This is a genomic window from Synechococcus sp. CS-197 (assembly GCF_025128215.1).
Lineage (GTDB): Bacteria > Cyanobacteriota > Cyanobacteriia > PCC-6307 > Cyanobiaceae > Synechococcus_C.
In genome coordinates this window covers 14,967-36,573 of sequence record NZ_JAHLZC010000012.1, presented here as the reverse complement: position 1 = coordinate 36,573, position 21,607 = coordinate 14,967, and the positions used below count along the sequence as shown (strand labels likewise).

Genomic DNA, 21,607 nt, shown 5'->3' with positions numbered 1-21,607 from the left:
CTTGGCTTGTAAGCACTCCTGAACACATCAAGCTCTCGCTCTCCTTGTTCAGAAGCTGCGCTTCGGGCCTCAGCCCCCCGCGCAGTCCATAACCATAACACCACATACCCCCATTCACGCAACTACCAAACTCTCAGGGCAACAACAGCGACTCACCCCAAGGTCTGAGCCGCGTCAGCTGCTCCTCGGAACTGGCCGCAAGCACTGGAAAGCCCACATCAGAGAGGTCCCGTCCTGGAACCAGCGCCGTTGGATCTTCCCGCAACCAGAGCACAGGGCAACCAAGCTCAGACAGCACCAACCAGGCAGCAGCGAGATCCCAGATCTTTGGGGTGGCCTCCAGAGCCGCCACGGTCTGCCCCATCGCCACACTCACAAGATTGAGGCTTGCAACCCCGAGCAAACGGATCTTTCCTGGAAACGGCTCTTGATGACGGCGCTGCAACACCCGAATCGCACGGCTGCAGAGCGAAACGCAGGCACTTCCTGCCGCCAGACGGGTTTCAGCGGTCAGTCGTTTGCCATTGCGCCAGGCACCACGACCCCGGATCGCAACGATGCGTTGTCTCAAGGACGGGATGTCGAGAAACGCTTCCATCGGCCGACCATCCACAAAGCGCGCCACAGAAATTGCCCAATAAGGAATGCCGGCGGCAAAGTTCGTTGTGCCATCCAGTGGATCCACCACCCAGAACGCAGATGTGGCCGGACAATGCTTCTCCCCCTCCTCACTGAGCGTGCTCTCTCCTGAGCAAATCTGAGCAAACCCCTGCACCAGGGTCTCATCACTCCAACGGTCACATGCGGTGATCAGACTCCCGTCGGGCTTCACATCGGAAACAATGTGGCCAAAATCGTGCCGTTGTCTCTCAGCGACACCATCAAGAAGCTGATGGACAGCAAGCAGCTGGGCCGGAGAGAGAGGAGCTGAAGTCACCGTCCGAAAAGGGCTCAAGCACCGAGCTGGGAGGCCTCACAGGCTGGCGTATTGGGATCCGGCTCAATGGGAACAGACTCCATGCGGTCGACTTCAGGCTTCTTGCCGGGAAGATTGAGCGGCGGGCAAGCTTTGACTTGATCCAAGCCAGTGCGACGCCTCAACTCAGCCAGGCTGGCGTTGTAGCTCAGAACTGCATCGGCATAACGCACTTCAGCACTGGTGAGATCGCGTTGGTTATCGACCACCTCGCGCTGAGTTGTCACCCCCGCTTGGAAACGCAACCTGGCCAAACGCAATGACTCAGTGGCTGACAGCACCTCCCGCGTTGTGGTGCGGATGTTTTGCTGCGCATCTCTCAGGTCGTAAAAACTTTCTTCCACTTCCCTGCGGATGCTGTCGCGCTCGGATGCAAAGTTGAACTGGCTCTCCTCTGCAGCTTGCTTGTTGCGGCGGTACTCCGCGCGGGCTCGACCCCCATCAAAAATGTTCCAGGTGGCCGACAAGCCCACCGAGTTATCGAAGCTCCATCCATACACCTCGGTGCTCACTGGAGGCTCGCTGGTTCCCCCCTGGAAACGCTGGGACGTGAAATTGTTGAAAATGCTCAACACAGGCTGAACAGACGCCAGTGCTGCGTTGGCGTTGCTGTTGTTAATCGAGATATCGAGAAGCACTCGATCGAGCTCTTCCCGGAAGGTGTAAGCCGCAATGATGCTTTCCTGAAGCGATGGTTCCCACAGTCCAAGCACACGAGCAGGGGCAGCGGATGTGGGAGTGATGTCTTGAGGAAGATCCATGAGCGATGCCAGGGATCGACGTGCATTCACCTGGTCGCCAAGAGCATTGGTGAGCAGCTGTTGATCACGGGCGAGCTGAGTTTCAGCTTCTAAAACCTCGAGCTTGGTAGCCACACCCGCCTGGTAGCGAGCTCGCGCATCGCGAAGACTCACCAATGAAGCTCGTACGGATTGTTGACCGATCCGAACCTGTTCATCTTGACGTTGAAGCTGGAAATAAGACGTCGCTGCCTGAAGACGCAGCTCACGCAAGGAGATCAAGTAGGTGTCACGGGCGCTCTCATAGGCATCTCTTGCAGCCGCGATCTGAGGAACCCTGGCTGGGTCAATCAAGTTCCAATTCAACTGGGCCCCAAAATTGGCAGACCAAATCTCTGTATTCGTGACTCGACCTTCAGATTGCTCAAGCCCCGTCAAAGGGTTCACAGTCTGGGTTCTGTTGGGATCGAAGGTTTGCTGCTCACCCGCGAGGTACTGCGGCAGACCGTTGGCATTGAGATTGAGCGTGGGATACCAGGCCGAAAGCGCTGCACGCAGGCTTGATTTGGCCTGTTGAACCTGGCTTGCTACCGCTTTCAGGCTGGGATTATTGACCTCAACCAAACGCTCCACCTCAGCAAGCGTGAGGGGCCGCAGCTCTCGAATTCTCACTTGGCCCGGTTGATTGGGCAGCGCAAGACTCGGCGGAGCCTTGAGATCGTCTTGATTCTCAGGAAGCGTGGTGGCCGCGGGGGGAAGGACCGAGGGATCAGCTTTCGGCCTTGAACCCTTGATCTCAGTTGCAGTGGGAAGCGTCGATTGATCGATCAGAGCCGCACCATCAGCGGCCGCAGCATCAACGCTCGACCCGTCCTGTGCCCGCACGGGTGCATGGATCACAGAAGGCAAAACTCCTGCGAGTAACAGAAGACGTGCAGCAGTCCGACGCACAACGATTCCGGGGCTGGGCGGAGCTTAGGGGTTTTTGGTCTGCTGACCGAGAACAGCAGCCACGATGTCAGCTGCTCCATGCACGATCCGGATCGGTACCGGCAGTTGCTCCTGCACCTCATCGAGGGTCATGTCATCCAGGAACACAGGCTGACCCTGCCGGAGCATCACGGACGGAAGAAGCAACTGATCCCCCAGAACCTGATCTCTGAGTCCATGGAGAAGATCTTCTCCTGTGAGCAAGCCCGTCACCACTTGATCCTGACCCCAGTAAGGGCTCGGAAGTCCATGCAACGTGAGCGTCACACCATCAACTTGGTTAAGCCGCTCCTGCACCGGTGCCAGAGCCTGATCCACCAAACGGCCCACCACCCAGCTGCTGTGAACAGACGAATCGATTCGTTCAGGAAGCTGCTCCGTGGCCTGCTCCAGAGCCTCAAGAAAGGCCCGGATCGTGCCGACACCGTTTTCTTGTTGAGGCAGATCTTCGTAGGTGCCCCTCGAAGGCAAGGGCTGACCAGCAATCAGATACCACTCATCAGACAGCCAGGCGAAACGTGTACCAAGCTGTTGCTGGAAGCTGGACTGAAGCGATTCCACCGCCTCAATCACTTGGCGTGCGTCCGCCGGCGTGACAGCCCGCAGTCCATCCTCAGCAGGCCGAAAGCGCGTCAGACCCACAGGCACCACAGCAGCGGAAAGAACGGCAGGCCATTCCCCTGCCCCGAACCGCGCCAGGTCAGTGAGTGTGCGAACCAAAGCCTCGCCATCATTCAGTTCTGGGCAGACCACCACCTGGGCATGGATCTGCAACCCACGGCACGCGAACCAGTCGAGCTGATGCAGCAGTTCACCCGCCCTGGGATTGTCGAGCAGTCGTGAACGCAACCCTGGGTCTGTGGCATGCACCGACACGAACAGGGGGCTGAGGCGTTGCTCTTCGATGCGCGTCCAGTCGCTCTCGCTGAGATTGGTCAGCGTTAGGTAGGAGCCGTAGAGAAAACTGAGCCTGTAGTCATCGTCTTTGAGATAAAGACTGTCGCGATGCCCGGGCGGCTGCTGGTCGATAAAACAGAAGGGGCAGCGGTTGGTGCATTGCCGCAGGCCATCAAACAACGCCTCGGTAAACGCAAGACCGAGGCCGTCATCGGCATCCTTTTCGAGTTGCACGCGATGGAGCTTTCCGGCGCTGTCTTGGACCTCGAGGGTGAGATCTTCCTCAACGGTGAGATAGCGGTAATCAATCAGGTCGCGCGGGCGTACACCGTTAATGCTGAGCAACTGATCGCCGGGTTCGAAGCCGAGCTCCTCTCCGATCGAACCAGGCTCCACCGATGCAACAACCGCAGGCTGGGGCTGACGCCCAGCACTGGATGGATCGAGAGCGGCAACAGCTACGCCTGCGGAGGGTTCATTCCACACGAAATGGATTCAACTAATTTCAGTTTGAGCCAGAACCAGCCCACCAGGCCAACAAAAGAATTCCGAACAGCAACCGGTAGATCACAAACACCCAGGTGCTGTGTCGCTGCAGGAATTTGAGCAACCAGTCGATAGCCAGCCACGAGACCACCGCTGCAGAGACGATGCCAACCATCAAAGGCAGAACACCCCCTGCACTGGGCTCAGTGAATGCATCTTTGAGCTCCACCAGCCCCGCAATGGTGATGGCAGGGATGCCCAGAAGGAAAGAAAACCGAGCGGCATCGGGCCGTTTCCAACTGTCAAAGAGCGAAGCAGTGAGGGTGCTGCCGGAGCGGGAGACACCAGGAATGAGAGCCAGTACCTGGGCCAATCCCACAAGGAGTCCATCGCGGCCCTGAACCTGATCGAGCTGCTTGGAGCGCGGTCCGAAACGCTCAGCAAGAGCAAGCAGGAGGGCCATCAGGATGGACACCCCAGCAATGGCGGGAACACTGCGCAGCGGCGAGGTTTCGTAACCAGGCCAATACAACTTGATTGCCAGTCCGGCAAACAGGATGGGCAGGGTGCCGATCGTCATGGCGATTCCCAGTCGCGCTTCCGGCTCGCGCCATTGCCCCCTGCGCACAGCACCACTGATCCCACGCAGAACAGCAGCCAGATCTGCCCTGAAATAGGCAATCACCGCCACGATGCTGCCCAGTTGAATCACTGCAGTCACCGATACGCCGGGATCACCCCAACCGGCGAGCACCGGCACAATTTTGAGGTGGGCTGTGCTGCTGATGGGCAGAAACTCCGTGAGTCCCTGCACAACGCCGAGAACGAAATCTCTCCAGATGGCTTCAAGAAGACCAGGCTCCGACACCGCAGATTCCAATGGTTGGGTGGTCGGACGCTATGCCCAACAGGCTGAGGGCGCCAGTCCTGCTGAAGATTGAGTGCTGAGCCCTCAGACAGGCTCGAATCTTCTAAGGTTTCGATTCTTTCTTCACATTGCGGAGGTGCGGCCTTGTCCAGCGGGCTGATGCAAAACCCAGCCGCGGACAAGCAGAGGCTCTCTGCCACTGCAGTTCTGGCATCCCTCCCGTTTTGGGCGTCGGTGCTCGTGGTGATGCCTGTGTTCGTTCAGGCCCCATGGGTCCGTCAGCAACCATTGAGTGCTTGCCTCTTTGGACTCGTGCTGACGCTCGCGGGAATCCTGTGGAGCCTTAAGGCTGATCGAAGCGAACAGGGCGATTTTGGCGCCCTCGTTCTGGGATTCAGCGGCAGCTGGATGGCTGGAAGTTTGTTCTGGGGATGGCTGCCGGCCCACCCGGTCCTGCATGTGCCGGTCGAAGCCTTCGCCCTGCCTCTTGCCTTAGCTGGGCTCACAACCCGCTGGCGCTGCGCCTGCGCCTTCTACTTGGCGTCCCTGATCGGAACAGCCTTCACCGATCTTTCGATGGCCCTATCCGGGGTGATGCCCCTGTGGCCCGAGGTGGTAACAGCCACGTCCGACCAAGCTCCCGATCTGTTGCGAGCAGCTGCCGCTCAGGTCCTCACACCGAAGTCTCTTCTGGTGGTGATCGTGGCAGCAGCGTTGATTACAAGACTGGTTGCTGTATGCCGCTCACGCGTTGATCGGCTTGGAGACAACTCGAGCGCATGGTCCATTGCGTCCTCGGTGCTGTTCACCACCTTGGTGATTGACGCCGTTTTCCTGGGAGTGTCCCTGCTGGCTCCAAGCCTGAGCGGACTCATCTGAAACGAACTGCAAAAACCCCGGGGCTTTCTGCGATGGCCAGGGAAGAGCACTTGTAATGTTTGCTGGTCGGTTCTTCCGGCATCATCCCGATCCGATTCTCAGACGGAGAATTTCATGAAGCGTCTGCTGTCCTGGCTGACAGGTCTCGTCGTCATGGCTGGCTTGCTGTTTTCTTTGGCCACCCCATCAGGCGTTCAGGCCGCTGACATCCGCAATGTGGCTGACGACAAGATCGCCGAACGCGGCGACAAAGTTGATTTGAACAACTCATCGGTGCGGCGCTTCCAGCAATTTCCCGGGATGTATCCCACCCTGGCCGGAAAGATCGTCCTGGGCGGTCCCTACGAGTCTGTGGATGATGTGCTGGCTCTTGATCTCACCGACCGCCAGAAGGAGCTGTTCGAGAAGTACCGCGATAATTTCACGGTGACGGCACCCTCGATTGCTCTGAATGAGGGCTTCGACAGGATTAACGACGGTCAGTACCGCTAAAAATGCGTCATGGTTGAGCCGCCGGATCCTTCGGTGGTTTACGACAAGCTCCGATGAGCAGCGTGCGATCAACATCCCAGGATCCGATCCACAACGGCCCCTGGGATGTTGTGGTTGTTGGAGCAGGAGCGGCGGGTCTGATGACCTGCTTGGAGCTTCCCCCTGACCTGAACGTTCTGCTTTTGAACAGAAACGCTGGTCGGCGCTCATCGAGCCGTTGGGCGCAAGGTGGAATCGCAGCGGTCACCGGTCCTGATGATTCTGCGTTGTTCCATGGGGAGGACACCCTGAAGGCAGGGGCAGGTCTCTGTGATGGCGATGCCGTCCGTCTCCTGGTGGATCAGGCACCCCACTGCGTGGAAAGGCTGCTCTCCCTCGGCATGGCGTTCGACCGCAATCCCGATGGATCACTAGCGACCACCCTCGAGGCAGCTCACAGCCAGCACCGGGTGCTGCATGTGCAGGACCGCACCGGCAGAGCCTTGGTGGATGTCTTGCGCGAGCGCGTCGAAGCCAGACCAGGCCTGGTGCATCGCCGCGGCGTGCGCGTCACCCAACTCTGGGTCGAAGACCAACGCTGCTGCGGTGTTCAGATTCTTGATGGTCCCTGGCTGCACTGGGTTCCAGCCCGAGCAGTCGTTCTCGCAACAGGAGGAGGCGGACACCTCTACACCAACACCACGAATCCACCCCAGGCTTGTGGAGAAGGGGTTGTGCTCTCCTGGCAAGCCGGAGCTGCTGTCGACGATCTGGAATTTGTTCAGTTCCATCCCACGGCGCTGAAACTGGCTCATGCACCTTGCTTCTTGATCTCAGAAGCCGTCCGTGGCGAAGGCGCCGTGTTGGTTGACCCCTCAGGACAAAGTCCTGTGGCCATGCTGACCCAGCGCGACCTTGCTCCACGCGATCAAGTGAGCAGAGCCCTGCTGCAAGCCATGCGAACCCAGGGATTGAACCATCTGGGGCTGGATCTCTCACCAATACCGGCAGAACAAGCCGAACGACGCTTCCCGACGATTCTTGAGCGCTGCCGGGAGTATGGCCTTCGCCCTCTACAGGAGCCAATCCCGGTGGCACCGGCCGCGCACTACTGGATGGGCGGTGTTGCCACGGATCTGCAGGCGGCAACCACGATTCCGGGCCTTTTCGCCGTTGGAGAGGTGGCCTGCACCGGGGTGCATGGTGCCAACAGGCTGGCCAGCAACTCATTGATGGAATGTCTTGTGTTCGCCCGACGACTCAGGGACATCGCTCTCAATGAAAGGAGCGCCCCCACCGTCTCCAACCAAGGGCTGGAGCCGTTCAAGCTGAGCACAGCGGAGCCAATGCCTGGGCAAGACCATGAATCCCTGCACCGATCGATCAACGCGCTTCGAGCAGCCTGCTGGGATATGGCAGGAGTTGATCGACGCGTGAACGGGATGCGGCAGGCCTTGCGGGAGCTCCTCCAAGCCAGCAGCGCGTTGCAATGCAGCCCACTGCTGGAGGTGATGCGCAACCAGGAGAAAGACCGATGTTTCCAGCTCGAGGAAACCTGCCGGAGCAACCTCAACCTTCTCCTTGATCTTCACCACCGCCAGCAAGCAAGCCGCCTCCTGCTGGATGCTTGCCTCTTTCGCACCGAGAGCAGGGGCGGACACTACCGAAGTGATGCACCGTCACCGCTTCCGCAATGGCGTTGCCATAGCCGCCAGGTGAAGGGCAAGAGCATCCACACCCGACCCGTCAGCGATTGAGATGCACTGGTCGCTCAACCATTAAAAATTTGTCTCTCCCTTGAAACCCGACAAACGGGCGAGAACCTTCAAAGGCTTGACGCCGGAATCAAGCTTGCCGTTGATCTCCCAGGTGGGGAAACCCTCGATTTTTTTGCTTTCACAGAGAGCCCGCTGATTGTTCTGGCCATCTGCAGCGCACTCGATCACCGTGAGCTTCTTCGCCGCTTCTTTTCCAAACGCTTCCTTCTGCTCATGACAGTGGGGGCACCAGTAAGCGCTGTACATCACGGCGCCAGACGCAGTGAGATGCTCCGCCAGAGCCACCTTGGCTGGCGTACTTTCGGTGGTCACCAAAGGGGGTGCTCCAGCTCCGGTCACCGGGGCATCAGGACGCTCCGGATCGAGAACGGAAGCCCAGATCAAGCTTCCCAGCAGCACGGCGAGAGCAAGCAGGAAACCTCGGAAGAACAATTTGGATGGGTCATCCCAGCCACCACCGGCCACAGAAAGAATCAAAAGGAGAACGGACAGGGTTGCGGATAAGGCGCAAAAGAAACAGAACGCCTGGATTTTGAACACCATCAGTCCAACCAGCACAAGGCTGAAGACCGCCATACCCAGGGACACGGCAAACAGTCCCCACCAGGTGCGCCGCGCCAGATCACCGCGATTTTCGGAAAGCCCTGGCAGCAGAGGAACCAGGGCCATGATCAACACAGCGAGGTAGGCCAGCAAACCAGCAAACGAGAGCGGAACGCTGAAACCATCTCCCTGAAGAAGTGTTCCCCAAGGACTGTTGAGCACCTTGTCGCAACCGTCCGCGCCCATGGGACACGTGAGGTTTCCCAGCAGACCCCAGCGCTTCAAGGTGATCGAACCGGTGTCGATCACGCCCACGGTTGCGAGCACGGCCATGGCGATCCGTACCCATTTCGAGCCCTGATCCTGGCGACGGCGGCTGGTGAGTCTGCTGGCGGCCATGCGATCTGCAGAGAATGGATGAATTCTGGCAGGAGTGGGAGCGGGATTTATGGTGATTGATTGATTCGCCATGCCCATGTCCCCGGACCCACGTCCTGGCCGAGACGGGGCCAGCACCAAACCAACCGTGGCGTTTGCCCATCTGGGCTGCGAGAAGAACCGAGTCGATACCGAACACATGCTCGGTCTCCTGAGTGAAGCGGGCTACGGGGTGAGCAGCGACGAATCCGTCGCCAATGTGGTGGTTGTGAACACCTGCAGCTTCATCCAAGAGGCCAGGGAGGAATCCGTCAGGACACTGGTCGGACTTGCGGAACAAGGAAAGGAACTGATCATCGCCGGATGCCTGGCCCAGCACTTTCAGGAGGAGCTTTTGGAGTCCCTCCCTGAAGCGAAAGCGATTGTGGGAACGGGCGATTACCAGCACATCGTGGAGGTGCTGGAACGGGTGGAAGCCGGCGAACGGGTGAACCGGGTCAGCAGCACACCAACGTTCGTGGCCGACGAACGACTCCCGCGCCATCGCACCACCGGCGAAGCTGTGGCGTACCTGAAAGTTGCCGAGGGTTGCGATTACCGCTGCGCCTTCTGCATCATTCCTCACCTCCGTGGAAATCAGCGCTCGAGACCGATCGAATCGATCGTGGCAGAAGCCCATCAGCTGGCCGCAGAAGGTGTCAAAGAACTGATCTTGATCAGCCAGATCACCACCAATTACGGCTTAGATCTCTATGGCCGTCCCCGCCTGGCCGACCTGTTGCAGGCCCTCGGAGACGTAGAGATCCCCTGGATCCGCGTTCATTACGCCTACCCAACAGGCCTGACCAACGAGGTCATCAGCGCGTACCGGGATGTGCCCAACGTTCTGCCCTATTTGGACTTGCCTCTGCAACACAGTCACCCCGATGTGCTGCGCGCCATGAATCGCCCCTGGCAAGCCGATGTGAACGAGCGACTGCTCGATCAGATCAGAAGCCAGTTGCCGGAGGCAGTGCTGCGCACCACTTTGATTGTGGGCTTCCCAGGGGAAACGCAGGAGCAGTTCGAGCATTTGGCAGGTTTTCTGGAGCGGCAACAGTTCGATCACGTCGGCGTGTTCACCTTTTCACCGGAGCAGGGGACGGCCGCAGCCGAATTGCCCAATCCCGTCGATGCCGACATCGCCTTAGCCAGAAAAGATCGCCTCATGACGCTGCAACAACCGATCTCTGCAGCGGCCAATGCCCGCTGGGTGGGCCGCACGGTGGATGCCCTGATCGAGCAGCACAACCCTGAGACCGGCGCGATGATCGGTCGCTGTGCCCGTTTTGCACCAGAGGTGGATGGGGAGGTTCACATCGCACCAAGAGCCGACGGACTACAGGCGGCGCCAGGAACCATGATCCCAGTTCAAATCACTGGATCCGACATCTACGACCTCCGCGCCGAGATCGTGGGAGCTGCATCGATGGTGGCCTCGGCGCGGTCTGCCCTGTGAGCGGACGGGGGCTGCACGAACGCCAACGCATTATTTTCCTGATCGCCTCTGGCATCAGCACTGCCGGATCCTTCGCCGGATTGACGGCGAAAGGGTGGATCCTCATGGATGAAACGGCGGCACCCATGGTGCTGGCCCTTCATTTCGCAGCACTCTCGCTGCCAACGCTTTTGGTGAGCGGTCCGGCAGGTGTTCGCACCGATCGCATTGGCTGTGAAACGGTGTTGATCCAGGCGCAATGGGCGCTTCTGGGAGCAGGACTGATCGGAGCCGTGGCCATCCCTTGGCTGGATGGACTGCCCCAGGTGCTGATGCTGCTCGCCAGCACGCTCCTGGTGGGGATCGCAGGGGCCTATGAACTCACAGCACGCAACAAATACTGCGCCCTTCTCGTTGACGACAATGCCCAGCTGGCTCCGTTTCTGACCAGTTTCTCCGTGGTGTTCAACGTGGGCAAATTGGTGGGTCCACCGATTGGTGGCTGGCTGGTCACGCTCACGGGTCCGGCGACGGCGTTGACCCTCGATGCAGCCACCTATCTTCTGCCGATCGCCAGCGTGATCTGGCTTTTGCATCCAAGGCTTGAGAAGGAGCAGCGCAGCACATCGGCTGAGGGATCGTCACTTGCAGTGGCGTGGAGAGACTGCGGAACAACTTTGCGCCACGTGGTGGTGTTCACGGGCTTGATGTGTGTCGTGGGCTTTTTCCACCCTGGGCTGGCCCCATTGATTGCCGCTCAGGAGTTAGGAACAGACCCAATGGACCTCGGGCTGTTCACCAGTGTTCTGGCCTTGGGCAGCATTGCCGGTGGGCTCATCCTTCAGCGCAACAGTCACCGCTTCTGCAGGCGCCCATCGCTCACGTTGGCGGGATTCGGCCTGGTCACAGCTGTGGCTCAATTGGGCATGGCCCGAGGTGGACCTGTCCCTTTCATCCTTTTAATGACGCTGTTCATCGGTGCTGGCACGGCTGGACTCCTCAGCAGCAGCAATCTCATCACCCAAGTGGGTTCCAGTCAGATCTTGCGGGGGCGGATGGCCGGTCTCAGCCAGATCGCCTTTCTTGGCGGTGGAGGACTCAGCGGGCTAATTGCCGCGCAGCTGAGCATCAGTGTTGGGCTTCCAACCACATTCGCCATCTCCGGTGGGGTCGGGGTGGTGCTGGCCTTGATGGAAATTCGCCGTCGAGGCAACACCGTGCTGACGGAAATCAGATCAGTTTGATCCCACGCAATACCAGGCTGATACCCGCAGCGGTCACGAGACCGGCACCGACGAGACCTAGATAGATGACAACGCCCATTGCAATCACAGAATGCTGACCCATTAGATCAGAAACCGGGGCTCCAAACGACAGATCCCGCTTAAGCTTGCGTGCATCGAAACCAAACGGAACCGGACGGGTCTGCAAGCAGGGTCGACCGTCAGCACTCGAGCTCAACAAACGCGACCTCGGATTATGCGCACTCTGTTCATCTATCCCCTGTTCCCGAAGACGTTCTGGAGCTACGAAAAAATCCTGGAGCTTGTGAATCGCAAGGTTCTGCTCCCGCCCCTCGGCCTCGTCACCGTGGCAGCGCTCCTTCCCCAGGAATGGGAGATGAAGCTGGTCGACCGCAATGTTCGAGAGATCACCGAAGCCGAATGGAACTGGGCTGAATTGGTGGTGATCTCAGGAATGATCGTCCAGAAGGACGACATGCAGGTTCAGATCGAGGAAGCGAAGCGCCGGGGTCTTCCCGTGGCCGTTGGAGGCCCTTACGCGAGCTCAACGCCCGACGCCCCTGAAATCGCGGATGCTGATTTCAAAGTTCTGGATGAAGGAGAGATCACGCTCCCGATGTTCGTTGAAGCGATCCAGAGAGGAGACAGTGGCGGCCGGTTCAGCTCCGAAGGGGAAAAACCCGATGTGACCTCAACCCCCATCCCTCGCTTCGATCTGCTCGAACTCGACGCTTACGACTCGATGAGCGTGCAGTTCTCCAGAGGGTGCCCCTTCAACTGCGAGTTCTGCGACATCATCGTTCTCTACGGCCGTAAGCCCCGCACCAAAACGCCTGACCAGCTGGTGGCGGAGCTTCAGAGCCTTTACGACCTCGGGTGGAGACGGTCGATCTTCCTTGTGGACGACAACTTCATCGGTAACAAGCGCAATGCCAAGTTGCTGCTTCCGGAGATCAAACACTGGCAAGAAGAGCGGGGTTACCCCTTCAGCTTCGCCACAGAGGCATCAGTGGATCTTGCCGACGACGAAGAAATGATGCGGATGATGCATGAGGCTCGTTTCGAAAGCGTGTTTCTTGGCATTGAAACGCCTGATGAAGCCAGTCTCGAAACGTCTCGCAAAATCCAGAACACCCGCAACCCTCTGGACGCGGCCGTGGACCGCATCACTGCCAACGGCATCCGCGTCATGGCTGGCTTCATCATCGGTTTCGATGGTGAAAAAAATGGGGCCGGACGTCGCATCGTGGACTTCGTCACCCGCACGGGAATCCCCGCGGCGATGATGGGAATGCTGCAGGCACTGCCCAACACAGCGCTCTGGTATCGCCTTGAGAAGGAAGGTCGCCTGATTCAAGACAAGGACGCCGCGAAGGGCGTGAATCAGACCAATCTGCTCAATTTCAAACCCACGAGACCGATCCGAGACATCGCCAATGAGTACGTGGAGGCGTTCTGTGCTCTGTATGAGCCGAATGCCTACATGGATCGGGTGTACTCCTACTACCTGAAGATGGGCGCTCCTCGCTGGAAGGGGTCCACCCAGCTGCCGACCTTGACCGATCTCAAAGCGCTCTCGATCGTGATCTGGAGACAGGGGCTCAAGCGCAGCACGCGCGGACGCTTCTGGCGTTACATGTTTGGCATGGCCACACAGAATCCAGCGCTGCTCGAGCAGTTCCTCGTGGTGCTGGCACACAACGAGCACTTCCTCGAGTACCGCTCCATCGTTCAAAGCGAAATCAGGGAGCAACTGGAATCATTGCCACCCGAGGAACCAAGCGAATCCAAGGAGCTTCAACCCGTTTGAGTATCAAGGCTCGCTTGAAAACCGCTCAATCCTGAACGTAAGGCTTGCCTTGCAGTAGGCAGGCCTCAGCTTTTTGGAGTTCCCGTCCGAGATAAAGCGCGTGATCCAGGCGGCTCACCGGGTGCGGTCCCTCCCCTTCCGTGAGCGCAATTCCTAACTCCTTCGCGGTTCGACCTCGGTAACAAACGGTCGCAGCGCGTTGGCTTCCCCCTCGGCAACTGAGCACCTCACCGGTTTCAGGATCCGTGGCACGGCCCTTGTCATCCACATCGTTGCGGAAGTGCTCCGCCACGAGCTCGCCCGCACGGGAATCCACCCTGATCAGAAAATATCCGCTGGGGTCCAGTGCAATGAAACGCTGGGAGAGCTGGTCATCGAGGGAAGGGGTGCCATCAGTCATCAGGTCACCCTACGAATCAGCTGGTCAACGTCCAAGATCTGGGGGTTGAGCGCGGAACGGCAGGTCCGCATTGATGGCCTCGATCTCTTCCTGCATCAGGGCATTGGCCCGCGGAAGCCACGCGCGGATCAGAGTATCCATCTGAGGGTCATACCAGCGATGAAGACTGGTTCGTGCCGTAGCCACGAAACCCCGGCGGCGCTTGTGACTGCCACCGGCTCCTGGATCAAAACTCACCAACCCCTGCTGAAGGGCCCACTCGATTGGGGCGTAGTAGCAAACCTCGAAATGGAGGCAATCAATCTCCTCATCACTCCCCCAATAGCGCCCCCAGAGGTGCTGGGCGTCTTTGACGCACAGCGACATGGCCACCGGTTCGTTCAAGTCACCACGGTGGGCATTGAACAGAACAACATGCTCCGCCAGTGAGGGATCGCAAAGCCGATCAAAAAAGCTGGCATCCAGATATTTGCTGCCCCAGGGCCCCCAACGGGCGCAGTGTTGCGCATAGAAGTCGTGCATCCTCGACACCAATACGGGAGTGAGTGCGTCCCCGGTGATCGGTGTCACCGTGAGGCCGGCAGCACGCACGGCCTTGCGTTCCCGTTTGATGTTGCGACGCTGATTGGCGTTGAAACCAGCGAGATAATCATTGAAGGTTTGTTGGCCGTCTGAAGACCACAAACTCTGTTGATTCAGCCAGCTGGCACAACCGGCTGCTTGCGCCAGTGGCTGCCAGGCGGGATCCACGTAAAGGAAATTGCAGCTGAGAATGCCGTGTCGTGCGGCGAAATCATCGATCAAGCCGAGCATCACTGTGGTGAGCTCCTGGGGGTCTTCGCTGGAGGCCACATGGAAGCGATAACCCTGCACCGGGCTCACCGGGCTCATCCCGATCAATTTCGGGTAGTACCGCAACCCGAGATCACCGGCCAAGCGCGCGAACGACTGATCAAACACGAATTCGCCATAGCTGTGGCCCTTGAGGTACAGAGGAGCGACGGCAACGAGCTGGTCGTCGTCCCGCCACAACGACAGATGCAGAGGCTGCCAACCCTGGTCGGGAGCCACGCTGCCGGAGCGTTCCAACGCCAGCAGCCAGGTCCAGCGATAAAAGGGGCAGATCTGATCACCAAGCAGCTGGTCCCACTGCTCTTCAGGAATCTCGCTGATGCTGCGATGCCAGCGGGCCGAAAGCGACGCCATCCCAGGCCAATGCACAGGCAGAGAAGAAACCCTAACCAGGTGGGATCAAAGAGGCGAAACCGAAGGATCGATCGTGTCGACCCTTGATCTGGACAAGAGCCTGGCAGCCTCTCTTGATGGCCTCGCTGGCTGGACGTCTGCCCCCCCCTGCTGCAGTGGATCCGCCCCACGCTGGAGCAGCAGCTTGCCGGCTTCAAGCCTTCAAGACCTTCCGTTCGACGACTTGATGCTGCGGTTACGCCGGTAACGCACGAGCAGCTCGTTACCACCCAGGGGCCGGCTGTGCTCCAGCAACCAGGCATCCGCCGCGGCCAGGGTCTCAGGGAGAGCTTGGGCGTTGGCCGGAACCCAGCCAAAAGGGCCACCGAGAACGCGAGGGCAGAGGGTGAGCTGCAGCTCGTCGACGGCATCGTCCGCCAACATTGATTCACAAAGTCGAGCTCCCCCCAAGAGCACCACTCTTGACCAGCCATGGGCCGCCAGGCTGGCCAGGGACTGGGCCCATGATGCAGCGAGGGGAAAGCCTTCGAGGAATCCTTCGGCACCGCCCCCTCCTGGACTGAGGAGGTAACGCGCCAAGGGCTGCTGAAACAACGGCCAATGCTGAGGGAACTCCACGTCGCGAGCCACAACGAACAGGGCAGGCTGTTGAGGGCGTCCTGTGGATTGGCGCTGCTCGAGGAGATCCCGGGCATGAATCAGACAGCTGGAACGATGGGCCCGCACGGTCCCGGCCCCGATCAACACCGCGTCCGACCAGGCCAGAGCTTCCTCTAAAGCCCTGCGATCACCGGAACCACCCAGATGGGAAGCGCCACCTTGGGCATAGGCCAGACGTCCGTCGAGGCTGACGGCCAGCACCAGCCTGACTGTTGTCTGATGGGTCATCCAGGGATGGGATCAGACCGGTGCCGCCGCTTCCAACGTGGCTGGTGTCATGTCGAGTTGGGGCATTTCGGCATAAACCTCAGCCGCATTGTTGGGACTTTCCTGAAGACGAACCTTATGGAGGTGCGCACCAATGGCCCCCACAGGACCCGAAAGACGGTCGGCAATGTGCAGGGCGATGTTTTCAGCGGTGGGGACGCACTCCGCGAAGAAGGGCACGTCCTTATTGAGGAAGGTGTGATCGAAAGGCTCCACCACCAGATCATCCACAAGGCGCTGGAGCGCAGAGAGATCGCAAACCATGCCGGTGCGGGGATCAATGGCACCGCGCACGGTCACGTCCACCAGATAGTTGTGACCATGACCGTGGGGGCGGGCACATTTGCCGTAGATGCGCTCGTTCTCTTCCTGGCTCAGCTCAGGCCTTGCCAGACGGTGGGCAGCAGCGAAATGGGTGCGGATCGTGAGGAAGGCGTCCATGGGATGTCCGAGGTAGTCGGCCCAGAGGCCCGGTTGTTCGTAGAGGCGAAGTGCCGTGATCGGCAGGTGAGGTGAAAGCCGCTGCCAGATGCGATGCACGAGCGCTTCGGTGGTTGGCAGGCAACCGTCCGGTTTCGACACATCAAAGTCCGACCAGGCGTCGTTCAGGAATCGGAAGTTGAGCTGGTCGGTGACTTCTTTACGGATGGCGTGCTTCACCTCGGAGAGGTTGAGCACCATGCCATCGGCATCGAGGCCACCAGCCATCGACACGATGAGCTCGTAGTTGTGTCCATGACCGGGAGCCAGCGCACAGGCACCAAAGCGCGCTGCGTTGTCATCAGCAGACAGTTCCGGCAACCAGTAGCGGTGACTGGCGCTGAAACAGGCTCGGCGGGTGATCACGCAACCGCGACCCTGGCCATGCCGGGCGATCGACTTCGTTTCAGTCATGTGAAGGTCCGGCCGGCAGGCATCCTAATGAGCTAACAGCCATTCGGAGCCATGCTGGATCCTGTTCCATCCCTCAGACAGCGGCTTGGCGGCCGAAATCTGTATCTCGTCGGGATGATGGGGAGCGGAAAAACCAGCACCGGTCGGCCTCTCGCCCAACGCCTGGAGTACGGCTTTGTGGATGCCGATGCTGTGATCGAGCAGGCCGCTGGCTGCACCATCCCCGACATCTTCAAGCGCGAAGGTGAAAGCGGTTTCCGCAACCTCGAGACCCAGGTGCTCAGCGCCATTAGTCAGCGCCACTCCCTCGTTGTGGCGACAGGGGGCGGCGCCGTGACGCGCCCTGAAAACTGGGGCGCGATGCACCAGGGGATCGTGATCTGGCTGGACGTGGAGCAGCAAAGGCTGTTGAAACGGCTGGAGTCAGACGACACACCGCGACCCCTTCTGCATGAACAGGACCCTGCCCTGGCCTTGAACACACTGTTGACGGCCCGTCGGCCGATGTATGCCGAAGCCGATCTCACGGTGGTGATCGATGCAGAGCCGCCGGATGAGGTGGCCGACGGAATTCTGAAACTGCTGCCAACGCTGATCCAGGACCCACCGAAACAGCGACCCGATTGACCATCAGCTCTGAGGCGGCTCCAGGCGGACGGCATACCACTGCACGCAGACTCCTGGCGAGGTCTCCAGTTCACAGGCGGTATCGAGCAGGCGCTCTGCGGCTTCGCTCGCCCCATCGCATCCGCGAAGATCTTCAGGCCATGGATTGAGCGCCGTCAGTCGTTCCGTCAGCCATGTCAAGGTGGCGGCGGCCGTTAAAAGCTGCTCAGATTCACCGGGAACAAGCACCACGTAGTGATCAAGCGATCGAATCAGGGGGTCTGACATGAAGCGGAGGCTGTTGCTTGTGCTGTTCACCATGCTGCTGCAGCTGCTGATGGTGACGGGTGCGAACGCTGCACAACCAGCCAAAGCATCATTGCTCGAGCAACGCGCGCTGGAATGGCCCGAGTGGTCGCTGCCTGCACCTCTGCCCCGGCCGAAGGCCCGTCAGGATCTGATTTACCCCGACTGGTTCGCGGGTGACTGGGAGGTGCAAAGCGACACGGTGAACCAGGATGGTTCGATCCTCGAGAGCGAACCTCCTCTGCTGCACAGGGCACGCTTCCAACGCAATCGGGCAGGGCAACTGGTGGGCGACCGCCCGTTCAACGCCACCGCCATCGGCAAAGCGCTTCTGGGGGACAAACTTCTGTCGGTCGAGCAGGACCCCGAGCGTGTGAACCGTCAACTGGCAAGGCTCAGCGGCGATGTTCTGCTGGAAACCAGCGTGATTGGCCGCCGTGAGGCCGTGGTGCCAACTGACAACGGCAGAGAGGCATTTCTAAGTGATGAGCTCGTGCTTCAGATCGTGCATGGCCCAGGAGCGCCGCGACTGAGCAGGATCGAAACCCTGACGCGCTACGAGCAGTGCGACGCCAAGATCTGCGCGGATCAGCGGCAGGTGAGTTATGGGGCCCCAGGACTGCAAACGGATCAGACCCTCGCAGGGCGCAGCAGCCGGTTTCGGCTGGTTCTCACTCGGTTGCCGCAGGGTCGCGCTGATTGAGCTGGGCTTCCAGCTGATCACGCCAGTGGAACAACGACTGCAGGCGTGGATGATCGCTGAGGCCGGGAACGCCGCGGCCAGCCAGAGCGTCTCCAGATGAGGAAGGAAAGCGCAGCAGGGAGAGCTGAGCAGCGACAGCAAGATCCGCCAGGGTGAGCTTGTTGCCAACCAGATATCCGTTCTGGTCGAGGCCTTCGGCTAGAGCCGTGAGACTGCTGAGCATGGACGCCCTCTGCTCTTGCCCGAGCAGATCGCCCAAGGTGCTCAACCAACCGCCAGGCACCCCAGACATGACCTGACGCAATGGCGCCGGCAAATCATCCGGAAGAAGCGCCAGCCTGAGCTGACCATCGTCGGCTGCAGCCTGCAGGAGAGCAGCCCGGGTGGACGCGGCCAGGGTTGTGTCAGCCCAATCCTCGATCAGCTCCACTTGAGCCCTCTGGAGTGGATCAGAGGGAAGCAGAGCAGGCTCGGGCCGCAGCGTTTCGAGATAGCGGCAGATCGCGCTGGAGTCCGCGAACACCTGATCACCATCCACCAAAACGGGAACCTGGCGCTGACCCGACATCCGGAACACAGACAGCTGCCCGAGTCCGGGCGTGACCTCCACCTCACGAAAACTCAGATCTTTGGCGTGGAGCGTCATCCGCACCTTCAAGCAGAAGGCGGAGTGGCGGAATTGGTGGAGCTCCAGCATGTCCAGACCGGGGCAGGGACCGGCAGAGTAGCCATGAGAAACGGATCAACGCCATCGCCATGCGCGAGTTCTTCGTCAATGTGACCCGCTACCCGCGCTATCTGATCGCGTTCAGCCTCGGCGTGCTCAATTCCGTTGCGGAACCGCTGGCACGTCGCCGCAGCAATCCCGTGACCGCCGTGGCACTGATCGGAGCCTTAATCAGTGGCTTCATCAGCCTCGCTCTGGTGTTGCGTGCCATGGTGTCTTCAGCACCAATGAGCTGAGATGGCTCCTGGACGACGGGTTGAACGTGTTGCAGCTCTGATCCGCAAGGAAACGAGTGAACTCCTGATGCACGGCATCCGCGATGACCGCGTGCATCAGGGACTGATCAGCATCACTCAAGTGGACGTGAGCGGCGATCTGCAGCACTGCAAAATCTTCGTGAGTGTGCTGGCCGATCCTGAGGGCAGAGCCCAGGTGATGGAGGGTCTGCAAGCAGCCAGCAGCTTCCTGCGCGGAGAGCTCGGTCGTCGCTTGCAGATGCGGCGGGCACCGGAAGTGGTGTTCCATCTCGACCGTGGCCTGGAGAAGGGAGCCTCCGTTCTGGGACTGCTCGGGGACCTCGAGCGCGAACGCCAGGAGCGGGGGGAGATCCCCCCAGGCAGTGACGATGCTCAAAACTGCCACGACGATGAACCCAGTTGAGTTGCGGCGGGCGGTGTCTCAGCTGCTGGTGGTGAGAGCCAGCGGTCATGCCGGCGATCAGCAACGGCGATACCCACGCTGGGAACTCAGCAACAGTGAGCTGCAACGCCAACTGGAGAACGGCGTCGGCGGGGTGATTCTGCTGGGAGGCACAGCCACCGAACTGCAGCAGCGCTGCCGAACCCTGCGCGCCTGGGCCGCTGATGACGATCTGCTTCTCTGCGCCGACGTGGAAGAAGGGGTCGGTCAGCGCTTTGAGGGCGCCACTTGGCTGGTGCCACCGCTGGCCTTGGGTCGCTTGCATGGGCACAACCCGGCGGCGGCGATTCGTTTCGCGGAACGCTATGGGCGTTGCACCGCTGACCAGGCTCGCCGATGCGGACTCAACTGGGTGCTGGCGCCGGTCTGCGATGTCAACAGCAACCCGGCCAATCCAGTGATCAATGTGAGGGCTTGGGGCCAGGCTCCAGAAGCCGCCGGTGCACTGGCTGAGGCATTCCAGCGCGGTTTGCAGGCTGGAGGCGTTCTTGGTTGCGCCAAACATTTCCCCGGACACGGCGATACCGCTCAGGATTCCCATCTGGAGCTCCCCGTGCTGGCGCATGCGCGGGAGCGGCTCGAGCAACTCGAACTCAAACCATTCCGGCGGCTGATCGCTGCAGGCGTCGAGAGCGTCATGACTGCCCATTTGCTGATCCCAGCCCTGGATGCCGAGCGGCCCGCGACCCTGTCTTCCAAGGTGCTGACCGACCTGCTCAGAGTGTCCCTTGATTTCCAGGGACTGATCGTCACCGATGCGCTGGTGATGGAGGCGATCACAGGTTTGGTGGGTCCCGGTGAGGCTGCCGTGCAGGCCTTCGAAGCCGGTGCTGACCTGATTTTGATGCCCGCTGATGCTGACGAAGCCATCAACGCTGTCTGCGCAGCCCTCGCGAGCGGACGCCTTCCCGCCTCGCGCCTCGAGCAGTCTTTACAGAGACGGCGGGAGGCGCTGCAACGCTGCCGCGAGCGCCAACGTCAGAACAGAACGGCTTCAACAGCCCCCTCACCACCGGACGCAGCAGAAACGGCAGCAGAAACGGCAGAAGAACACCAACTCGCCCTCGAACTCGTGGGCGCCACTCTCGAAGTCCAGGGAGCCACTCCGGTCGATGCCCCTGCCGGTGGCGGTGTGACCCTGATCCGCGTGGACGGTGTGCTGGCCTGCCCATTCCTGCGCCCTGAGGCGCCAGCCATCAGCTGGCCCGCACGCCGCGGATTCAGGCCGATCCTCTGCCACGAGCTTGGAATCAGCCCCTGGCATGACCCTCCACAGGCCGACCATCCTCTGGCCCTGGATCGACTCGGGGAAGGACCGGTTTTGCTGCAATTGTTTCTACGCGGCAATCCATTTCGCGCAGGCCGTGATCGTGATGACCCTTGGCCGGCAGCCATCCGCCAGCTCTTGGCACTGAACCGCCTGGCGGGGCTGGCGGTGTATGGCTGCCCTTACCGGTGGGAGAGCCTGCGAGCGCTTCTCCCCAGCAGCATTCCCGCCGCCTACAGCCCTGGGCAGATGGCCGAAGCCCAGCAGATGCTGATGGGTCGGTTGCTGGGGGAGGAGCACATGCTCGAGTTGGGAGGCGAATTCACCGACTGAAC

The 21,607-nt window shown here is 60.1% G+C and carries 23 protein-coding genes; 11 read left to right on the top strand and 12 right to left on the bottom strand.

Annotated elements, in window-relative coordinates:
- Positions 1-133 precede the first annotated feature (133 nt).
- The 4 genes from KQ296_RS04860 to KQ296_RS04845 form a co-directional block, all read right to left on the bottom strand.
- Positions 134-937 (bottom strand): inositol monophosphatase family protein, encoded by an 804-nt coding sequence (locus tag KQ296_RS04860; protein WP_011934086.1) that lies wholly within the window; start codon positions 935-937, stop codon positions 134-136.
- Positions 938-951: 14 nt separating this feature from the next.
- Positions 952-2,601, bottom strand: coding sequence for a TolC family protein (locus KQ296_RS04855; RefSeq protein ID WP_011934087.1), 1,650 nt, complete (start codon positions 2,599-2,601; stop codon positions 952-954).
- Between the two features lie 90 nt (positions 2,602-2,691).
- On the bottom strand, positions 2,692-4,089 hold the full coding sequence (locus KQ296_RS04850) for a TIGR03279 family radical SAM protein (RefSeq protein WP_011934088.1): 1,398 nt from the start codon (positions 4,087-4,089) through the stop codon (positions 2,692-2,694).
- 19 nt (positions 4,090-4,108) lie between these two features.
- Positions 4,109-4,969, bottom strand: a complete 861-nt coding sequence (locus KQ296_RS04845) for an undecaprenyl-diphosphate phosphatase (protein WP_011934089.1) — start codon at positions 4,967-4,969, stop codon at positions 4,109-4,111.
- 147 nt (positions 4,970-5,116) lie between these two features.
- On the opposite strand from KQ296_RS04845, the gene KQ296_RS04840 reads away from it, so the two are divergent.
- The 3 genes from KQ296_RS04840 to nadB all read left to right on the top strand — a co-directional run bounded on the left by KQ296_RS04840 (position 5,117) and on the right by nadB (position 8,064).
- Positions 5,117-5,836 carry a DUF3120 domain-containing protein gene (locus KQ296_RS04840; RefSeq protein WP_011934090.1) on the top strand — a complete coding sequence of 240 codons (720 nt, stop codon included), beginning with the start codon at positions 5,117-5,119 and terminating at the stop codon, positions 5,834-5,836.
- 114 nt (positions 5,837-5,950) lie between these two features.
- A complete protein-coding gene (gene psbU, locus KQ296_RS04835) occupies positions 5,951-6,328 on the top strand; it encodes a photosystem II complex extrinsic protein PsbU (RefSeq protein ID WP_011934091.1) in 378 nt (125 codons plus the stop codon).
- Between the two features lie 53 nt (positions 6,329-6,381).
- Positions 6,382-8,064, top strand: coding sequence for an L-aspartate oxidase (nadB, locus tag KQ296_RS04830; protein ID WP_011934092.1), 1,683 nt, complete (start codon positions 6,382-6,384; stop codon positions 8,062-8,064).
- A 21-nt stretch (positions 8,065-8,085) separates the two neighbouring features.
- On the opposite strand, the gene KQ296_RS04825 is transcribed toward nadB, so the two are convergent.
- Entirely contained in the window at positions 8,086-9,027 is a 942-nt protein-coding gene (locus KQ296_RS04825) for a vitamin K epoxide reductase family protein (RefSeq protein WP_011934093.1), read from the bottom strand.
- A 70-nt stretch (positions 9,028-9,097) separates the two neighbouring features.
- Here KQ296_RS04825 and rimO point away from each other — a divergent pair, with 70 nt between their 5' ends.
- On the top strand, positions 9,098-10,504 hold the full coding sequence (gene rimO / locus KQ296_RS04820; RefSeq protein WP_011934094.1) for a 30S ribosomal protein S12 methylthiotransferase RimO: 1,407 nt from the start codon (positions 9,098-9,100) through the stop codon (positions 10,502-10,504).
- Entirely contained in the window at positions 10,501-11,727 is a 1,227-nt protein-coding gene (locus KQ296_RS04815; protein ID WP_011934095.1) for an MFS transporter, read from the top strand. Before rimO ends, KQ296_RS04815 begins: the two co-directional genes overlap by 4 nt.
- Here the strand turns inward: KQ296_RS04815 and KQ296_RS04810 are convergent.
- Positions 11,714-11,914 (bottom strand): hypothetical protein, encoded by a 201-nt coding sequence (locus KQ296_RS04810; RefSeq protein WP_259726373.1) that lies wholly within the window; start codon positions 11,912-11,914, stop codon positions 11,714-11,716. The genes KQ296_RS04815 and KQ296_RS04810 overlap by 14 nt on opposite strands.
- Positions 11,915-11,962: 48 nt before the next feature.
- Here KQ296_RS04810 and KQ296_RS04805 point away from each other — a divergent pair, with 48 nt between their 5' ends.
- Positions 11,963-13,537, top strand: coding sequence for a B12-binding domain-containing radical SAM protein (locus KQ296_RS04805; protein WP_011934096.1), 1,575 nt, complete (start codon positions 11,963-11,965; stop codon positions 13,535-13,537).
- 25 nt (positions 13,538-13,562) lie between these two features.
- Here KQ296_RS04805 and KQ296_RS04800 read toward each other — a convergent pair whose 3' ends face one another.
- The 4 genes from KQ296_RS04800 to KQ296_RS04785 all read right to left on the bottom strand — a co-directional run bounded on the left by KQ296_RS04800 (position 13,563) and on the right by KQ296_RS04785 (position 16,964).
- Positions 13,563-13,937: a DUF4346 domain-containing protein gene (locus KQ296_RS04800; RefSeq protein WP_011934097.1), complete on the bottom strand. Its 375-nt coding sequence runs from the start codon at positions 13,935-13,937 to the stop codon at positions 13,563-13,565.
- A gap of 24 nt (positions 13,938-13,961) precedes the next feature.
- On the bottom strand, positions 13,962-15,143 hold the full coding sequence (locus KQ296_RS04795; protein WP_011934098.1) for a GNAT family N-acetyltransferase: 1,182 nt from the start codon (positions 15,141-15,143) through the stop codon (positions 13,962-13,964).
- Positions 15,144-15,344: 201 nt separating this feature from the next.
- The gene (locus KQ296_RS04790; protein WP_011934099.1) at positions 15,345-16,031 is read right to left on the bottom strand and encodes a dihydrofolate reductase family protein; all 687 of its coding nucleotides are present in this window, start codon (positions 16,029-16,031) and stop codon (positions 15,345-15,347) included.
- 12 nt (positions 16,032-16,043) lie between these two features.
- On the bottom strand, positions 16,044-16,964 hold the full coding sequence (locus KQ296_RS04785; RefSeq protein ID WP_011934100.1) for a 6-carboxytetrahydropterin synthase: 921 nt from the start codon (positions 16,962-16,964) through the stop codon (positions 16,044-16,046).
- A gap of 51 nt (positions 16,965-17,015) precedes the next feature.
- Between KQ296_RS04785 and KQ296_RS04780 the strand changes: the two genes are divergently transcribed.
- Positions 17,016-17,591 carry a shikimate kinase gene (locus tag KQ296_RS04780; RefSeq protein ID WP_011934101.1) on the top strand — a complete coding sequence of 192 codons (576 nt, stop codon included), beginning with the start codon at positions 17,016-17,018 and terminating at the stop codon, positions 17,589-17,591.
- Between the two features lie 3 nt (positions 17,592-17,594).
- On the opposite strand, the gene KQ296_RS04775 is transcribed toward KQ296_RS04780, so the two are convergent.
- Entirely contained in the window at positions 17,595-17,858 is a 264-nt protein-coding gene (locus KQ296_RS04775; protein ID WP_011934102.1) for a chlororespiratory reduction protein 7, read from the bottom strand.
- On the opposite strand from KQ296_RS04775, the gene KQ296_RS04770 reads away from it, so the two are divergent.
- The gene (locus KQ296_RS04770) at positions 17,857-18,579 is read left to right on the top strand and encodes a DUF6816 family protein (protein WP_041428690.1); all 723 of its coding nucleotides are present in this window, start codon (positions 17,857-17,859) and stop codon (positions 18,577-18,579) included. The two genes, KQ296_RS04775 and KQ296_RS04770, sit on opposite strands and share 2 nt — an antisense overlap.
- On the opposite strand, the gene KQ296_RS04765 is transcribed toward KQ296_RS04770, so the two are convergent.
- Positions 18,548-19,276, bottom strand: coding sequence for a glutathione S-transferase family protein (locus KQ296_RS04765; RefSeq protein WP_011934104.1), 729 nt, complete (start codon positions 19,274-19,276; stop codon positions 18,548-18,550). The two genes, KQ296_RS04770 and KQ296_RS04765, sit on opposite strands and share 32 nt — an antisense overlap.
- A gap of 59 nt (positions 19,277-19,335) precedes the next feature.
- Between KQ296_RS04765 and KQ296_RS04760 the strand changes: the two genes are divergently transcribed.
- Genes KQ296_RS04760 through KQ296_RS04750 form a run of 3 tightly spaced genes read left to right on the top strand, consistent with a single transcriptional unit; the run spans position 19,336 to position 21,605 of the window.
- Positions 19,336-19,542, top strand: coding sequence for a DUF751 family protein (locus KQ296_RS04760; RefSeq protein WP_011934105.1), 207 nt, complete (start codon positions 19,336-19,338; stop codon positions 19,540-19,542).
- A gap of 1 nt (position 19,543) precedes the next feature.
- Entirely contained in the window at positions 19,544-19,966 is a 423-nt protein-coding gene (rbfA, locus tag KQ296_RS04755; RefSeq protein ID WP_011934106.1) for a 30S ribosome-binding factor RbfA, read from the top strand.
- Complete coding sequence (locus KQ296_RS04750; protein ID WP_041428691.1) at positions 19,953-21,605, top strand: glycoside hydrolase family 3 N-terminal domain-containing protein; 1,653 nt, start codon at positions 19,953-19,955, stop codon at positions 21,603-21,605. The genes rbfA and KQ296_RS04750 overlap by 14 nt, the downstream gene beginning before the upstream one ends.
- The last annotated feature ends 2 nt before the right edge of the window (positions 21,606-21,607 follow it).

Coding starts and splice junctions, on each gene's coding strand:
- KQ296_RS04840 (WP_011934090.1), top strand. CDS start 5,117: ATGCAAAACCCAGCCGCGGACAAGCAGAGGCTCTCTGCCACTGCAGTT.
- psbU (WP_011934091.1), top strand. CDS start 5,951: ATGAAGCGTCTGCTGTCCTGGCTGACAGGTCTCGTCGTCATGGCTGGC.
- nadB (WP_011934092.1), top strand. CDS start 6,382: ATGAGCAGCGTGCGATCAACATCCCAGGATCCGATCCACAACGGCCCC.
- KQ296_RS04825 (WP_011934093.1), bottom strand. CDS start 9,027: ATGGCCGCCAGCAGACTCACCAGCCGCCGTCGCCAGGATCAGGGCTCG.
- rimO (WP_011934094.1), top strand. CDS start 9,098: ATGCCCATGTCCCCGGACCCACGTCCTGGCCGAGACGGGGCCAGCACC.
- KQ296_RS04805 (WP_011934096.1), top strand. CDS start 11,963: ATGCGCACTCTGTTCATCTATCCCCTGTTCCCGAAGACGTTCTGGAGC.
- KQ296_RS04800 (WP_011934097.1), bottom strand. CDS start 13,937: ATGACTGATGGCACCCCTTCCCTCGATGACCAGCTCTCCCAGCGTTTC.
- KQ296_RS04795 (WP_011934098.1), bottom strand. CDS start 15,143: ATGGCGTCGCTTTCGGCCCGCTGGCATCGCAGCATCAGCGAGATTCCT.
- KQ296_RS04790 (WP_011934099.1), bottom strand. CDS start 16,031: ATGACCCATCAGACAACAGTCAGGCTGGTGCTGGCCGTCAGCCTCGAC.
- KQ296_RS04785 (WP_011934100.1), bottom strand. CDS start 16,964: ATGACTGAAACGAAGTCGATCGCCCGGCATGGCCAGGGTCGCGGTTGC.
- KQ296_RS04780 (WP_011934101.1), top strand. CDS start 17,016: ATGCTGGATCCTGTTCCATCCCTCAGACAGCGGCTTGGCGGCCGAAAT.
- KQ296_RS04770 (WP_041428690.1), top strand. CDS start 17,857: ATGAAGCGGAGGCTGTTGCTTGTGCTGTTCACCATGCTGCTGCAGCTG.
- KQ296_RS04775 (WP_011934102.1), bottom strand. CDS start 17,858: ATGTCAGACCCCCTGATTCGATCGCTTGATCACTACGTGGTGCTTGTT.
- KQ296_RS04765 (WP_011934104.1), bottom strand. CDS start 19,276: ATGCTGGAGCTCCACCAATTCCGCCACTCCGCCTTCTGCTTGAAGGTG.
- KQ296_RS04760 (WP_011934105.1), top strand. CDS start 19,336: ATGCGCGAGTTCTTCGTCAATGTGACCCGCTACCCGCGCTATCTGATC.
- rbfA (WP_011934106.1), top strand. CDS start 19,544: ATGGCTCCTGGACGACGGGTTGAACGTGTTGCAGCTCTGATCCGCAAG.
- KQ296_RS04750 (WP_041428691.1), top strand. CDS start 19,953: ATGAACCCAGTTGAGTTGCGGCGGGCGGTGTCTCAGCTGCTGGTGGTG.